The organism is Cupriavidus phytorum, assembly GCF_003254285.1.
Classification (GTDB): Bacteria; Pseudomonadota; Gammaproteobacteria; order Burkholderiales; family Burkholderiaceae; genus Cupriavidus; species Cupriavidus phytorum.
In genome coordinates this window covers 72,973-87,691 of the sequence record NZ_QKZN01000009.1, presented here as the reverse complement: position 1 = coordinate 87,691, position 14,719 = coordinate 72,973, and the positions used below count along the sequence as shown (strand labels likewise).

15 protein-coding genes are annotated in these 14,719 nt (G+C 69.7%); 7 read left to right on the top strand and 8 right to left on the bottom strand.

The window, feature by feature from the left end:
- Positions 1–579, bottom strand: a complete 579-nt coding sequence (locus C7416_RS21450) for a ComF family protein (RefSeq protein ID WP_111520796.1) — start codon at positions 577–579, stop codon at positions 1–3.
- A gap of 413 nt (positions 580–992) precedes the next feature.
- Between C7416_RS21450 and C7416_RS21445 the strand changes: the two genes are divergently transcribed.
- Positions 993–1,448, top strand: coding sequence for a YccF domain-containing protein (locus tag C7416_RS21445; protein WP_111520795.1), 456 nt, complete (start codon positions 993–995; stop codon positions 1,446–1,448).
- Between the two features lie 4 nt (positions 1,449–1,452).
- Here C7416_RS21445 and C7416_RS21440 read toward each other — a convergent pair whose 3' ends face one another.
- The 3 genes from C7416_RS21440 to C7416_RS21430 are packed head-to-tail and all read right to left on the bottom strand — an operon-like array spanning position 1,453 to position 3,828.
- Positions 1,453–1,926 (bottom strand): MarR family winged helix-turn-helix transcriptional regulator, encoded by a 474-nt coding sequence (locus C7416_RS21440; RefSeq protein ID WP_111520794.1) that lies wholly within the window; start codon positions 1,924–1,926, stop codon positions 1,453–1,455.
- Positions 1,923–2,150, bottom strand: a complete 228-nt coding sequence (locus C7416_RS21435) for a hypothetical protein (RefSeq protein WP_111520793.1) — start codon at positions 2,148–2,150, stop codon at positions 1,923–1,925. Before C7416_RS21435 ends, C7416_RS21440 begins: the two co-directional genes overlap by 4 nt.
- Positions 2,140–3,828, bottom strand: a complete 1,689-nt coding sequence (locus C7416_RS21430) for an FAD-dependent oxidoreductase (RefSeq protein WP_111520792.1) — start codon at positions 3,826–3,828, stop codon at positions 2,140–2,142. Before C7416_RS21430 ends, C7416_RS21435 begins: the two co-directional genes overlap by 11 nt.
- 197 nt (positions 3,829–4,025) lie before the next feature.
- Between C7416_RS21430 and C7416_RS21425 the strand changes: the two genes are divergently transcribed.
- From C7416_RS21425 to C7416_RS21415, 3 genes are all read left to right on the top strand, one after another.
- Entirely contained in the window at positions 4,026–5,834 is a 1,809-nt protein-coding gene (locus C7416_RS21425) for an OPT/YSL family transporter (RefSeq protein WP_111520791.1), read from the top strand.
- A gap of 128 nt (positions 5,835–5,962) precedes the next feature.
- Complete coding sequence (locus tag C7416_RS21420) at positions 5,963–7,120, top strand: acyl-CoA dehydrogenase family protein (protein ID WP_012357075.1); 1,158 nt, start codon at positions 5,963–5,965, stop codon at positions 7,118–7,120.
- 30 nt (positions 7,121–7,150) lie between these two features.
- Complete coding sequence (locus tag C7416_RS21415) at positions 7,151–7,723, top strand: hypothetical protein (protein ID WP_111520790.1); 573 nt, start codon at positions 7,151–7,153, stop codon at positions 7,721–7,723.
- 67 nt (positions 7,724–7,790) lie between these two features.
- Here the strand turns inward: C7416_RS21415 and C7416_RS29200 are convergent, their stop codons facing one another.
- The 3 genes from C7416_RS29200 to C7416_RS21400 form a co-directional block, all read right to left on the bottom strand.
- Positions 7,791–7,928: a hypothetical protein gene (locus C7416_RS29200; RefSeq protein ID WP_181461292.1), complete on the bottom strand. Its 138-nt coding sequence runs from the start codon at positions 7,926–7,928 to the stop codon at positions 7,791–7,793.
- Entirely contained in the window at positions 7,916–8,290 is a 375-nt protein-coding gene (locus C7416_RS21405) for a hypothetical protein (RefSeq protein WP_012357073.1), read from the bottom strand. Before C7416_RS21405 ends, C7416_RS29200 begins: the two co-directional genes overlap by 13 nt.
- A 140-nt stretch (positions 8,291–8,430) precedes the next feature.
- Complete coding sequence (locus C7416_RS21400; RefSeq protein WP_111520788.1) at positions 8,431–11,298, bottom strand: M16 family metallopeptidase; 2,868 nt, start codon at positions 11,296–11,298, stop codon at positions 8,431–8,433.
- A 119-nt stretch (positions 11,299–11,417) separates the two neighbouring features.
- On the opposite strand from C7416_RS21400, the gene C7416_RS21395 reads away from it, so the two are divergent.
- From C7416_RS21395 to thpR, 3 genes are read left to right on the top strand one after another with little or no spacing between them, the layout of a single operon-like run.
- Positions 11,418–12,899, top strand: a complete 1,482-nt coding sequence (locus tag C7416_RS21395; protein ID WP_111520787.1) for a DNA-3-methyladenine glycosylase 2 family protein — start codon at positions 11,418–11,420, stop codon at positions 12,897–12,899.
- Positions 12,896–13,396: a methylated-DNA--[protein]-cysteine S-methyltransferase gene (locus tag C7416_RS21390; RefSeq protein ID WP_111520786.1), complete on the top strand. Its 501-nt coding sequence runs from the start codon at positions 12,896–12,898 to the stop codon at positions 13,394–13,396. Before C7416_RS21395 ends, C7416_RS21390 begins: the two co-directional genes overlap by 4 nt.
- A gap of 26 nt (positions 13,397–13,422) precedes the next feature.
- Positions 13,423–14,004, top strand: coding sequence for an RNA 2',3'-cyclic phosphodiesterase (thpR, locus tag C7416_RS21385; RefSeq protein ID WP_111520785.1), 582 nt, complete (start codon positions 13,423–13,425; stop codon positions 14,002–14,004).
- Here the strand turns inward: thpR and C7416_RS21380 are convergent.
- Positions 13,988–14,611 carry a LysE family transporter gene (locus C7416_RS21380; protein ID WP_111520784.1) on the bottom strand — a complete coding sequence of 208 codons (624 nt, stop codon included), beginning with the start codon at positions 14,609–14,611 and terminating at the stop codon, positions 13,988–13,990. The genes thpR and C7416_RS21380 overlap by 17 nt on opposite strands.
- Between the last annotated feature and the right edge of the window lie 108 nt (positions 14,612–14,719).

The window sequence follows — 14,719 nt, the reverse complement described above, 5'->3', positions numbered from 1 at the left end:
TCACCACGTTATGGTCACTACGTAGATACCTGCGACCTTCGCGTAACCTCTCAGAACCCGGCACGCTTCCTCCAACGATGCGCCTGTGTCGTACCGGTCGTCGATCAGCAAGACATTGCGACGCGTGGATCCGGGCATTTCGTCATGCAGCCTGATCTGCCCGGCCAGTACCGCCACGCGAGACGCTTTCGTTCCCATGTCCTTCAGGCCTTGTCCTGTCCGTGCCTTGGACAAGGTTCGGTAATGGACGGGGCGGCACACGATTCTACCAAGGGCAGTCGCAACTTCCAGTACAGGCTGCCGGGCGCGATGTCGGGACGCCGGCATGGTAACAATGCAGCCGACGTCGGGAAAGCGGGGGTAGATACTCTCGGCGATTTGCATGGCGATGGGCTGAGCCTGGCTCCAGTCCTGTCGGTACTTTAACTGATAGAGTGCCTCGCCGGCCGGGGAACGCTTCGTCTCGAACATGGCATGACCCCATGCGTCTTCGCCCAGATAGATGCTGCTGCGGGTGTGCTTGTCCAGTGCAAAGCCCAGATCCCAGTTTCCGTGGAGCTCCCGCACCTGCACATCCATCTTGCTTCCCCGTTCATCGCGCCCAGGTCATGTTCCGGGGATGGACGGTCCACGGCCAGGGTCGGAGTCTGAAAACGGGAACGAAATTCGCCGCGATTCCGAAACGCTTTCCGATGCGCGCCTCAGATCGCCGCGTTACCGGGCTTGCCAAACGCGACAGCCCACCGATCAGCACGCAGAAACGGGTACGCTTTGCGCCCGCAAGCCGGGAAGGCGACGCAGTCGCGTGCGTTGGCTAGCCAGCCAAAGCAGGCGTTTTAGCCGGCCCGCAGGCGCCGCGGCATGGCTTTGAATGGCCCCGCCGCAGCACGCAGAAACGGGTACGCTTTTGCCGCGCAAGCCCTCTTGCGCCATGCCGGCGCGACGCCATTGCGTATCATGCGTGTTCCTCTCTTCACTGGTGCAACGACAGCATGCGCGCGATCGGCAACTTCCTCTGGTTCATCCTTGGCGGCGTGGTGATGGGCCTGGCCTGGTGGCTGGCAGGGCTGCTGGCCTTTATCTCGATCATCGGCATTCCCTGGGGCAAGGCCTGCTTCGTGATCGGCAGCTTCACCTTCTTTCCGTTCGGCAAGCAGGCCATCAGCCGGCGCGAGCTGACCGGGCGCGACGATGTCGGCACTGGTGCGCTCGGGCTGGTGGGCAATGTGCTGTGGTTTGTCTTTGCCGGCGTGTGGCTGGCCATCGGGCACGTGATGGCGGCGGTGGCCAACTTCGTCACCATCATCGGCATCCCGTTCGCGATCCAGCACCTGAAGCTGGCCGGCATTGCGCTGGCGCCGATCGGACAGACCGTGGTCAGCAACGAGATGGCGGAGGCCGCGCGCCGCGACGGCGCCCGCGCGCAGGTGGACAACCTGCGCCGCTGAGCGCTCAGGCGTCCGCGTCGTCGTCTGGGCCTTCCGCGTCCTGCTGGCCGGCGTGCGCCACCAGCCGGTCGAGCAGGCTGCCCAGCAGCGCCTGCTCGTCTTCGCTCAGGCAGCCGAAGATCTCCTCATTGCGCCGGGCGATCATGGCGATCGCCTGCCGGTACAGCGGCTTGCCCTGCGCGGTCAGCGACAGCACCACGCCGCGCCCGTCGGCTGCGCTGGCTTCCTTGCTGACCAGCCCGCGCGCCACCAGCGCCTGTGCCGAGCGGCTGGCCTGGCCCTTGGTCAGGTTGGCGCGTTGCGCCAGCGCATTGACCGACAGCGGCGCGAAGGCGCCGATCGCCGCCAGGCAGCGCCCCTCGCTGAGCAGCAGCCCGCATTGCTCCAGGTAGGCGGAGGCGCTGTCCTTGTCGCTGAGCTTGTTGACCTGGTGCAGGCGGTAGGTCAGGAACTGTTCGAGGCGTGGCAGTGGCTTCATGGCGTTTCCGTTTCGGGCGTCGGCATTGTAGAGTCCCCGGGCCCCTCTTGCCGGCTGCGCGCCTCGGCCTCGTCGATCAGCGCCAGCACCGGCGCCAGTGCTTGCTGGCGGCTCATCAGGCCCAGGCACACCATCGCCAGCAGCAGCGGCGCGCGGGCTTCGCCGGTGCGGCCCATGGCTTCGCACAGTCGGGTGTAGGCCTGGTCGAGGTCTTCAGCTTGCATGGCGGGCTCCGGTTTGCAGCAGGGGGGCGAGGGTGGCGCGCACGGCATCCCATGACGGTTCGCGCCAGCGTGCCAGCACATAGCCATCGGGACGGATGAGATATAGCGTGCCGGGGCTGGCACCATAGCGGGCGGGGGCCCGGCCGTCGACGTCGGCCAGCGCGGCGGCGCCGGCCGGGGCGCCGGTGACGACTTCAAACGCGTGCAGGGCTTGCGGATGTTCCCGCGTGAGCGCTGCCAGCGGCTGGGGCAGTGCAGATCGATCGGCGGTATGCCCGAACCAGAGCAGCGTGAAGCGCTGCCCGAAGCATTGCGTCAGATGCCGGATGCCGTCCGGCCCGTCCACGCGCAACTCCGGCGCGGGCACGCCCGGTGCCGCGCCCAGACAGTCGCTGCCGAAGTCGCTGGGACCGTTCAGCGCCGAATCGACATAGGCAATCGGTGCCGACTGCCGCGGATTGATCAGCGAACGCACGGCCGGCTCGGATGACGCCAGTCGCAGCGTGGCCTCGCGCATCAGCTTGAAGGCGAAGTCGGGCGGCGCCATGAACTCGGTGCTCTTGGCGCCGTAGGCAAGGTTCTGGCGCGTGGCGTGCAGGCGCTCGGCGGAGTAGGTATCGAGCAGGCTGTCGCCGGCCTGGCCGCGCAGCACCCATGCCAGCTTCCACGCCAGGTTGCCGGCATCGTCCAGCCCCGAATTGAGCCCGCGCACGCCAAAGATCGGCACCAGGTGCGCGGCGTCGCCGGCGAACAGCACGCGGCCATGGCGGTAGTCCTGCAGGGTCAGGCACTTGGCGTTGTACATCGAGATCCACAGCGGCCGCCACGGCTCGGTTTCGCCGATCATGTCGAGGTGGCTCTGCACGCGCGGCAGCACGTTCTCGGGCTTGACCGCTTCGTCGGGGTCTTCGTCGTCGCGGATCTGGTAGTCGATGCGCCAGACATCGTCGGGCTGCCGGTGCATCAGCAGGGTCGAGCCGGGATTGGAGGGCGGGTCGAACCAGGCCAGCCGCTCCACCTCGCGCCGCGTCTTTTGCACGATATCGACGATCACGTAGCGGCCTTCGTACTGCGTGCCTTCCATGCGCAGGCCCAGTTGCTCGCGCACCGTGCTGCGGCCGCCGTCGCACGCCACCAGCCACTGCGCATCGACCTCCACCGCGCCAGCGCCGGTCTCGATCTCGGCGACCACGCCGCCGGGGTGCTGGCGCAGCGTCCGCAGGCGCGCGCCGAAGCGCACGTCGGCGGGCGACGCGCCGCGCAGCGCGGCATCGTGGGCGAAGGCCTCCAGGTAGTACTGCTGGATATTGACCATCGGCGCAAAGCGCTCGCCCGGCTCGCTCGGCATCTGGAAGTGCAGCACTTGCGTGTCGCGATAGTAGCTGCGCCCGCCGACCCACGGCAGGCCGGTTGCTACCGTGGCCCGGTCGGCGCCGGCCCAGCCCAGGATTTCCAGCGAGCGCCGCGCCATGCAGATCGCGCGGCTGCCGGCGCAGTAGCCGTCGTCGGCTTCCACCACCAGCGTGGCAATGCCCTGGCGCGCCAGCAGTGCAGCCAGCGTCAGGCCGACCGGGCCGCCGCCGGCGATCAGCACCGGGATGCGCTGCGGCCAGGGACGGGACCAATCGGGCGGTGGTGCGGGCGGCACCGGCAGGTGAGGCGCGTGGAGGTCTGGCATGACGGGCGATGGTCTGTGCGGGATGGTTGTGGGCGCAACTATATCGGCCATATAGTTGCGTGCGAAACTAGTGTAAACCCCTGCGGCCAACGCCGGCACTGCGGCAGCGCAAACCCGCCGCATCCGCCGCGCCCCCGCCCCCTGTGCTTCGCCTATGCTTCGCAACAGGCACACTGTTCCGCTGAAGGGGCCGCGCCATGCCCGTCCTGCCCTCCGATGCCGCGCCGCGCGCGGCCTGGCTGCCATCGCCTGGCAGCTGGCAATACCACCTGATGCTGGGCGCGGCCGGCATGCTGGTGCTGGGGCCGCTGGGTGGTGTCGCCGCGGCGTACATGAATTTCTCGCTGGGGTTCTTTGTCGGCGGGCAGGTGCTGGCGGGCATCCTGGGCTCGGTAGTGACGGCCGGCTATGGCGCGTCCGGGCGCCATGGCGCCAACTACATCCAGACCGCGGCGGCGTCGGTGGCGGGCATGGGCGGCATGGCGGTGGTGCTGCAGGCGATGGCGTGGCTGGGGATGGCGCAGCCGCCGCTGTGGCAACTGGTGCTGTACCTGCTGTGCATCGGCATGTTCGGGGTGGGCGTGGGCATGCTGTACACGCCGTTGCTGGTGGACCGCATGCAGCTGACCTTTCCGTCGGGGCTGGCGGTGGCCAACATCCTGCGCGCGCTGACCGATCCGGCGCTGTTGCGGCGCTCGGTGGCGCGCCTCGGCGGCGGCACGGCGCTGGGCCTGGCCAGCGGACTGGGGGCCGGGCGCGTGCCGTGGCTGGCCGCGCTGGACCTGTCCGCGGCCACCTTCGGCGCCGGCATGATCGTCGGCGCGCGCGTGGGCGTGGCCGCGCTGGTGGGCGGGCTGGCCGGCTGGGCCATGACCCCCTGGTTTATCGACGCCGGCTGGCTCGCGCCGGGCGAGCCGTACCGCAAGGCCACCTTCCTGGTGGCGCTGGGCATGATCATGGGCGCGGCTGTGGTCGACCTGGCGCAGTTGCTGATGCAGGCGTGCCGGCGCTGGCGGGCACGGCACCATCGGCAACCGGACATACCGCCAGCCGCAACCAAATGCGCCGCGTCGCGGCGCGGGCCCGGCATGGGCTGGGTAGCAGCCTGGGCGCTGATGTGGGGTGTGGCCACGGTGGCGGCGGGGGTGATGTGGTTCGGGCAGCCGCTGGCCTTCCAGCTGATCGCCGTGCTGCTCGCGCTGGTATTCGCGCTGGTCAACGGCATCTCGGTCGGCATGGTCGACCAGAATCCGATTTCATCGGCGTTCGTGCTCTCGGTGATCCTGATGGCGGCCGCCGGCCTGCGTGCGCCGCAGGTCGGCCTGATCGCCGCCACGGTGCTGCTGGTGGCCACCGCCGAAGCCAGCGACATGCAGCAGGACCGCTCCACCGGCTGGCGCCTGGGCAGCGACCGCATGGTGCAGTTCGGCTACCAGGTGGCGGGCATCGTGGTCGGCGCACTGGTCGCGGTGGCGATGGCGCGGCTGTTCCTGCAGGCCTATCCGGTGCTGGCGCTGGACCAGACCAGCCTGCCGGCCGACCAGCAGCCGGCGCGCTGGACCTCGGCCATGACCTACAAGGTCGTCGGCGTGCTCCGTGGCTTGTCGCAGGACCGGACCGGCCAGTACCTGGCGGTTGGAGCCGGGCTGCTGATCGGGCTGGCCACGGCGCTGTTGCGCCGCGCCATCCTCGGCCATCCTGGCTGGCAGCGCTTTGCGCGTTCCGGACGGGGCGGGCGGGCGGCGGATTTCATGCTCGATGCCGTGATCCTGCCCTCGCCTTATGCATCGTCGTTCGGCGGTTTCGTCAACCTGACGGCGGCGGCATGGATGGCGGCAGGCGGTGTGCTCGCCACCGTGGGCGCCGTGCTCGGAGCGCGCGGGACGCGTAAGCAAGGCTTGCCGCACGACATGAACACCGCGTCGCTGCTTGGCGGGGGCTTGATTGCTGGCGACGCACTGGCGGCGCTGGGCATCGGCATGGCCGGCCTGCTGTCCGTCAGCTGAGAGCCCGGGGCGGCCAATTGTCAAATTTTACTGACGCTTCTGTCCAAGATCCAATGGATTGTCAAATCGTGCCACCGGCGTACCATAGGCGGCCAGACTGACGTACTGGCTTGACCCGGAGAATCACCATGGCCCTAGACCAAGAATCTTTTGCCCTGCTGCGCGCCTCGGTGCAGCGCTTCATCGACGAACGCCTGAAGCCCGCCGAAGACACGCTGGAGGAAACCGACGACGTGCCCGCCGACATCGTCGCCGACATGAAGGAGATGGGGCTGTTCGGCATCTCCATCCCCGAGAACTACGGCGGCATCGGCCTGTCGATGTCGCAGGAATGCGATGTGGTCTATGACCTCGGCCATACCGCGTTCGCCTTCCGCTCGGTCTTCGGCACCAACGTCGGCATCGGTTCGCAGGGCATCCTGATGGATGGCACCGAGGAACAGAAGCAGCAGTACCTGCCGCGCATCGCCAGCGGCGAGATGATCATCTCGTTCGCGCTGACCGAGCCCAACGCCGGCTCCGACGCGGCCTCGCTGCAGACCAAAGCGGAGCTGGACGGCGACCACTACGTCATCAACGGCACCAAGCGCTTCATCACCAACGCGCCGCGCGCGGGCGCCTTCACGCTGATGGCGCGCACCGGCGGACCCGGCGCCGGCGGCATTTCGTCGTTCATCGTGCCGGCCGACACCCCGGGCATCTCGCTGGGCAAGCCCGACAAGAAGATGGGCCAGCGCGGCACCAAGACCTGCGACGTGGTGCTCGAGAATGTGCGCGTGCCGGCCGCCAACATTATCGGCGGCGTGCCGGGGGTGGGCTTCAAGACCGCCATGAAGGTGCTGGACCGCGGCCGCCTGCACCTGTCGGCGCTGGCCTGCGGCATGGCGCACCGGCTCATCACCGATGCCGTGGCGTATGCCAAGGAGCGCAAGCAGTTCGGCCGCCCGATCGGCGACTTCCAGCTGATCCAGGCGATGCTGGCCGACAGCCAGGCCGAGCTCTATGCGGGCCTGTCGATGGTGCGCGACTGCGCCCAGCGCTACGATGCCAAGCCCGCCGGCAAGAGCGATCCGGAAGTCAGCATGCTGGCCTCTTGCACCAAGATGTTCTGTACCGAGATGGTCGGCCGCGTCGCCGACCGTGCGGTGCAGATCCACGGCGGCGCCGGCTATATCGCCGAATACAAGGCCGAACGCTTCTACCGCGATGTGCGCCTGCTGCGCCTGTACGAAGGCACCACGCAGATCCAGCAGATGATCATCGCCAAGCATCTGCTGCGCGACTGACCCTCAACGGCCCGCGTGGCAGGAGTCGACATGGACACGATGCAATACCGCGGGCGCGACGGTGCGCCGCAGGCAGGACACGATGACGGCGCGCCGCACCGGCTGCGCGCGGTGGTGGCGACCTATCGCCCCACGCTGCAGGCGTACACGCTGGCGGTGTCGCCGGCCGAGCTGATGGCGCTCTGCGCGCTGCCGGCACAGATGGCGGCCAGCGTCGGCGCCACCCCGGACCCGCGCGTTCAGGCGCACCTGGCGCGGTTGCGTACCGAGGTGCAGGGCAGCGGCATCGCCTTGCCCGGCGCGATCGTGGTGGCGGTCAGCGGCGGTAGCATGCAGTGCGAGTGCGACCACCTGTTCATGCTCACGCTGCAGCCGCGCCGTGGCGACCGCCTGATCGTGATCGATGGCTACGAGCGCCTGCTGGCGCTGGCGCATGGCGAGCGCCGCCAGTGCAAGACGCTGGTGTCGGCGGTGCTGTGGCGCACCGCGCTGGAGACTGCCGCGACGGCACCGGCCGACGCTGCCGCCAACGACATCATCGACGCGCCGGTGGCGCAGTCATGCGCCGCGCGCTGGGCCAACGCGACACGGGTCTGGCATTGATCCGCGTGCCTGGCGTAGCCGGCGTGACCGGCGCAACGTGACGGAAGCCGCCTGCAGGGCGGCTTCTTTATTTTCTGGTGAACGCAGGTGCGCTCAGGTCGCTCAGGTCGCTCAGGTCGCTCAGGTCGCTCAGGTCGCTCAGGTCGCTCAGGTCGCTCAGGTCGCTCAGGTCGCTCAGGTCGCTCAGGCCGCTTATTGCGGCCACACGCCATCGACCTCGCGCAGCAGGTGGCCGGCGAGAATATAGTCCCCGAGCCGCGTGGCCTTGGCTTCGAGGTCGAGCAGTTCATGGTCCGCCAGCGTGCCGAGATCGAACTGGCAATAGAGATTGCGTTGACGGAATGTGGCCTTGGGTTTGGCCAGCCCTTCGATCAGGGCTTCGCGGGAACGGACGGCGATGCTTTCTTGTCCGCGATATTGCACCTTGATACCGCGCTTTTCTCCGAGCCTGCCGAGTTCGACGGCGTCCTGCCATCCGGTCTCGTAGTCCAGCTCAAGCGCCAGCACGCCTTCCGAGGCCAGAAGCCTGAGCGCTTCTGCCTTGCTGCCAGCTCGCACGATTGACATCCACACCTCTTGTATCGACTTATACTGTACGAATATACAGTCAACCCGGGGTCGGGGCAAGGCCCTGGCGCCGCGTTGCCTGCGCTCGCGGATGCGCCACCGCCCGGGGAGTATGGTTGCCGATCTATGTCAGGCACATGTCAGAGGCGCGCGGGCGCCCTGTCGCCGCCTTCGTTGCTGCCGGCTTCGTTGCCAGCGGCGCCTGAGCCGGTCGCAGTGCCGGCGGGCGTGCCCGCTGCCTGGCCGGTTGTACCGCCCTGCGCCGCCGCGCCGGCGAAGTCGCCGGCATAGGCGCGTGACAGCGTGCCCGGCTGCATGTAGCGGCGGATGGCGGCGTTGACGGCTTCTGGGGTGGCATCGCGCAGGCGTTGCTCCAGTTCCGCGGTAAAGGCCATGGTGCGGCCCAGGTAGAGCTGGCTGGCCAGCGCGCCGGCCAGCGCGGCGTCGTTGCTGCGGCTGACCATGCCCTGCTGCAGCAGGCCGCTGACGGCCTCGGCCAGTTCCTGCGCGGTAATGCCGTCGCGCACCAGCCGCTCCAGTTCCTCGCTGACGGCGCGCTGCACCCGCGCCAGGCTCTGCGGCGCATATTGCGCGCGCACGCCGAAGCGGCCGGCGCGGTCGAGCGCGCCTACCTGTACCCAGCTGCTGGCGCCATAGCTCATGCCTTCGCGCTGGCGCAGCCGGTCCGCCAGACGGCTGCGCAAGCTGGCGCCGCCCAGCACGCGGTTGGCAATCATCATCAGCGCATAGTCGGGCGCATCGTTGGTCAGGTCGATCGGCGCGGTGGCCAGGTACACGGCGTTGGCCTTGCCGGGCGTGGCCAGCGTGAACTCGGCCGCCGGGATCGGCACGAACGGACGGTCGACGCGCGCATACGGCTGCGGCGCGGTCCAGTCGCCAAACAACATGGCCGCCTGCGCCACGGCAGCCGCGCCGTCGAAATCGCCGACCAGGCTCAGCTGCGCATGCCCCGTGCCGTAGAAGCGCGCATGGAATTCGCGCACCTGCGCCAGCGTGGCAGCGCGCAGGTCGGCGATATTCTCGGCGATGGTGCGCGCATGGCGCGGGTCGCCCGCGGGGTAGGGGTCGCCGTGCCGGCCCAGCGCATTGGCGGCCAGCACGCCGGGTTCGCGCTGCACGCTTTCGAGCTCGGCGATGCTGGTCTGGCGCAGGGTCTCGAATTCGGCTTCGGGGAAGGTCGGCGCGCGCAACAGGTCGCGCAACAGCGCCAGCAGCTCCGGCAGGTGCGCACGGCGCGTCTCGAAACTGACCGTCACCTGCTCCGGGCCCCCCGCGATGCCGACGCGCGCGCGCAGGGCCTCGATGCGGTCGGCGATCTGCTGGCGGTCCATGCCGGCGCTGCCGCGGCGGAGCATCGCGGCGGTCAGCGTGCCCACCGTGGTCAGCCCCTGCAGGCTCTGCGCGTCGCCCATGCGCAGCACCAGCACGCCGTGCACCACTTCCCCGCGCGCCGGCTTGGGCAGCAGCGCCAGCTGCATGCCGTTGGCGAGCGTCTGGCGCGTGGTATGGGCTTCGATGTTGGCGGGACTGGGATCGAATGCCGCCACCGCGGGCAGCGCCGGCCGGCCCTGGTAGCCCTTGACCATGGCCGCGATGTCGGGCACCGCCGGCACTTGCGCGCGCTGCGGTTGCTCGGCCGGCAGGAACACGCCAAGGGTGCGGTTCGAGGCCTGGAAGTAGTTCAGCGCCACGCGCTGCACGTCGGCCAGCGTGGTGGTCTCGATGCGGTCGCGCGCGAGGAAGAACAGGCGCCAGTCGCCCTTGGCGATGGCCTCGGACAGCGCAATCCCGAGCGCGCCGGGGTCGTTCATGTACTGCTCGTAGGCGTTGCGCATGCGCACGCGCGCGCGCTCCAACTCGGCCTCGGTCACCGGGGCTTCGGCAAAGCCCTCGATCTGCGTGATCAGGCCGGCACGCGCGGCCGCGAGCGGCTGGTCTTTCGACGCCTGCGCCATGAACAGCAGCGCGCCGGGGTCCTTCATCGCATAGAACGCGCTGCCGATCGACGTAGCCTGGCCGCGCTCCACCAGCGCCTTGTACAGCCGGCCGCCGGGGGTGTCGCCCAGGATGATGGTCAGCAGCGACAGCGCGGTGGTGTCGGGGTGCGCGCCGGGGCTGACATGGTATTGCGCGGCCACCAGGCGGGTGTCGCCGGGGCGCATCACTACCAGTTCGCGCGCGCCTTCCTGAGCGGGCTCGACCGTGGGCTCCGGCGGCAGCACGCGTTGCGGGCGCGGAATCGGCCCGAAATAGCGCTCGATGAGCGCCAGCGTGGCGGCGGGATCGAACTTGCCCGCCACCACCAGCACCGCGTTGTCGGGCTGGTAATAGCGGCGGTAGAAGGCGCGCAGGTTGTCGAGGCTGACGTTCTCCACGTCGCTGCGCGCGCCGATCGGGGCCTTGCCGTAGTTGTGCCAGCGATAGGCGGCGGCCATGGTCTGCTGCATCAGCATGCGCCCGGGGCTGTTCTCGCCCATCTCCATCTCGTTGCGCACCACCGTCATCTCGCTGTCGAGGTCGGCGCGCGCGATCACGCTGTTGACCATGCGGTCGGCCTCCATGCGCAGCGCCCAGTCGAGGTTGTCGTCGCTGGCGGTGAAGGTCTCGAAGTAGTTGGTACGGTCCTGCGCGGTGGTGCCGTTGACGCTCATGCCGCGCCGCGCGAACTCGCCCGGGATGGTCTTGCCCGGCAGCGACGGCGTGCCCTTGAACAGCAGGTGCTCGAGCAGGTGCGCCATGCCGGTCTCGCCGTAGTTTTCGTGGCGGCTGCCGACCAGGTAGGTGATGTTGACGGTGGTGGTGGGCTTGGCGGCATCGGGTGCCAGCACGATGCGCAGGCCGTTGGGCAGGCGGTGTTCGGTAATGCCTTCGACCGATGCCACCTGCACCGCCTGCACTGCCTGTGCCGGCGCTGCCGAAGGCTGCGCCAGCGCCGGCACGCAGGCCAGCGTGGCAAGCAGTGACAGTTGCAGGGCGGTGCGGCGCATGGGGTCTCCGATGGGAAAGATAAGGGCAGGGCAACTGTGCCCCAACCGATCCCCGCGCGCCAGAGGGAAATGTCCGAAACCAGCGGATGCGCACCGGCATCTGGCGGTAGCATGCCGTCATGAACCTCGATCCCGATACCTGCTACAAGGCCGTGGCCTCGCACGACCGCCGCTTCGACGGACGCTTCTACGTGGGGGTCTCGTCGACCGGCGTGTATTGCCGGCCAGTGTGCGCGGTACGCACTCCCAAGCGCGAGAACTGCTCGTTCTATGAAAGCGCCGCCGCGGCAGAAAAGCATGGCTTTCGCCCGTGCCTGCGCTGCCGCCCGGAACTGGCGCCCGGGCACGGCCTGGCCGATATTTCCGGCCGGCTGGCGCAGGCCGCCGCCACACTGATCGACGAAGGCTTCATGGCCGACGGCAGCGTGGCCGCGCTGGCGGCGCGCATCGGCGTGACCGAGCGCCACCTGCGGCGGCTGTTCGACGCGCAGTTCGGCGTTTCGGTGCTGGAGTACGCACAGACCCAGCGGCTGCTGCTGGCCAAGCGGCTGCTGGCCGACACCGCGCTGCCGGTGACGGACGTGGCGCTGGCGGCGGGCTTCGGCAGCGTGCGCCGCTTCAACGATGTGCTGAAGACCCGCTACGGCCTGACGCCGCTGGCGCTGCGCCGGCGTGCCGCCGAGGGCGTGGCCGACCGGCTGGTGTTCGAGCTCGGCTACCGCCCGCCCTTTGCCTGGGACGCATGGCTGCGCTTCCTGGCCACGCGCGCGGTCGACGGCATCGAAGCCATCCGCGAGGGCGCCTATCTGCGCACGTTGCGCGTCGAAGCCGGCGGCAGCGCACACCTCGGCTGGGTGCGCATCGAGCATGTGCCGCGCCGGCTGGTGCTGCGCGTGACGCTGTCGGCGTCGCTGGCGCGCGTGATTCCGCAAGCGCTGGGCAAGGTGCGCCGGCTGTGCGACCTGGGCTGTCGCCCCGACGTGGTGGACCGTCACCTGGGCGAGCTGGCCGAGGCGATGCCGGGAGTGCGCCTGCCAGGCTGCGTCGACGGCTTCGAGATCGCGGTGCGCGCCGTGGTCGGGCAGGTGATTTCGGTGGTGCAGGCGCGGCGCATCCTGGCCGCGCTGGCACAGCGCGCGGGGCAGGCGCTGGACGGCGCGCCGCCGGACGGCCTGCGCTACACCTTCCCGGGCGCGGCCGCGCTGGCGGCGTTGCCCGAGGCTGCGCTGCGCGAGGCCGGAGTGTCGCCGGGCAAGACCCGCACGCTGCAGGCGCTGTCGCGCCGTGTGGCCGACGGCACGCTGGCGCTCGACCCGCATGCGGCGCCGGAGCAGGCGGTGGCGGCGCTGCGCGAGATCGACGGCATCGGCGACTGGACCGCGCAGTATGTCGCCATGCGCGCACTGGGCTGGCCCGATGCCTTCCCCGGTACCGACTATGCGTTGCGCAAGGTGCTGGGCGTCAGCACCGTGCGGGCGATGCACGAACGCACCGCGCAATGGGCGCCGTGGCGGGCCTACGCCGCGATCCACCTGTGGCACCGCTATGAAACGATGAAGGACACGCCGCCGGCCGCGGCGCAACCGGAGAGCCTCCCATGACCAGCTATCGCCATATCGACAGCCCGCTGGGCACCGTGCTGCTGCGTGCGCGCGACGGGCACCTGACCGGCGTCTTCTTCGCGGGGCAGAAGTACCATCCCGCCGGCATTGCCGGCAGCCGCGACGTGCCTGCCGCCGACGCCGCGGTGCTGGACCGCGCCGCCGCTGAGCTGGCCGAGTATTTTGCCGGCCGCCGCGACACCTTTACCGTGCCGGTGCGCTTTGCCGGCAGCCCGTTCCAGCAGCGCGTGTGGCAGGCGCTGCTGGAAATCCCGTGCGGCGCCACCGCTTCGTACGGCGAACTGGCGCGCACGCTCGGGCTGCCGCCCACGCATGCGCGCGCGGTCGGTGGCGCGGTCGGCCGCAACCCGCTGTCGGTGATCGTGCCCTGCCATCGCGTGCTGGGCAGCGCCGGCGCGCTGACCGGCTATGCCGGCGGCATCGAGCGCAAGCGCGCGCTGCTGCGGCGCGAGGGCATCGCCGCCGCGATGGGCTGACACCGGCCGACACGGGCCGCGCAGCGATGGCACGCCTGTTCATCGCAGTGGAAGTACCGCCCGCACAGGCGGTGGGGCTGTTGTCGACGCTGCCTGCCGCACCCGGCGTGCGCGCCGCGACGCCCGCGCAGGTCCACCTGACCCTGCACTTCCTCGGCGAAGGGCTGGGCGAGGCAACACAGGCGGTCGAAAAGCTCGGTGCCGCGCTCGCGATGCTGCGCACCCCCGCGTTCTCGCTGCAGGCCTATGGCACCGGTCGCTTCCGTAGCGGCCCGGGGTCGGTGCTGTGGGCCGGCCTCGCGCCCCGTCCCGGACTGGACGCGCTGCGCGCCTTGCACGCCGAGGTGGGGCAGGCACTGGCGCAAGCCGCCGGCTTCCCGCCCGAGCGGCGGCGCTTCCATCCGCACGTGACCCTGGCCCGCTGCAAGCCGACCGTGCCCGAGAGCGCGCTGCGCGCGTGGCTCGATGCGCACCGCACCCTGGCCAGCGCGCCGTGGCGCGTCGCGCGGCTGGTGTTGTTTGAAAGCCGGCTCGGTCCGCAGGGTCCGCAACATCTGTTGCGCCAGGCCTGGCCGCTGGTGGCGCCAGGCCCTACGCCAGGTTGCTGAAGCCCAGCGCCACCCCCAGCCCGCACAGGGCCGAGCCGATGGCGCGGTCCAGCAGCCGCTGGCGCCGCAGCATGGCCGCGCGCAGCGCCGGCGCGGTGAACACCCAGGCCACCACGCTGAACCATGCCAGGTGCGCCACCGACATGAATCCGCCATAGGCCCACTGCACCGGTACCGGGGTGCGGGCGTCCACCACCTGGGTGTAGGTGCTGACGACGAACAGCGTGGTCTTCGGGTTCAACGCATTGGTCAGCAGGCCCATGCGCAGCGCCGCCAGCGGGGCGAGCGCACGGCCGCCGCGCAGGTCTACCGTCAGCGCGTCGCGCCGGCGCAGTGTCTGCAGGCCGATCCAGATCAGATAGACGGCGCCCAGCGCCTTCACCACCGTCAGCACGCCATGCGCGTGCGCCATCAGCAGCGACACCCCGAACATCGTATAGAGCACATGCACTTGCACGCCCAGGGCGATGCCGAGCGCGCTGAGCAAGCCGGCGCTGCGGCCGTACAGGTAGCTGTTGCGGGTGACCATGGCGAAGTCGGGGCCGGGACTGATCACGGCCAGCACGGTCACCGTGGCGACCGCCAGGGATTCGGCGAGAGGGGGCATGTTGCGTCAGGATATGTTGAGTTTTCTGGCCGATCCCGGTTCTTGGGGATCAAGCGTACCCAATTCTGCGTGCCGGAAAGCACCCCCACAACCGATATATACTCGCGC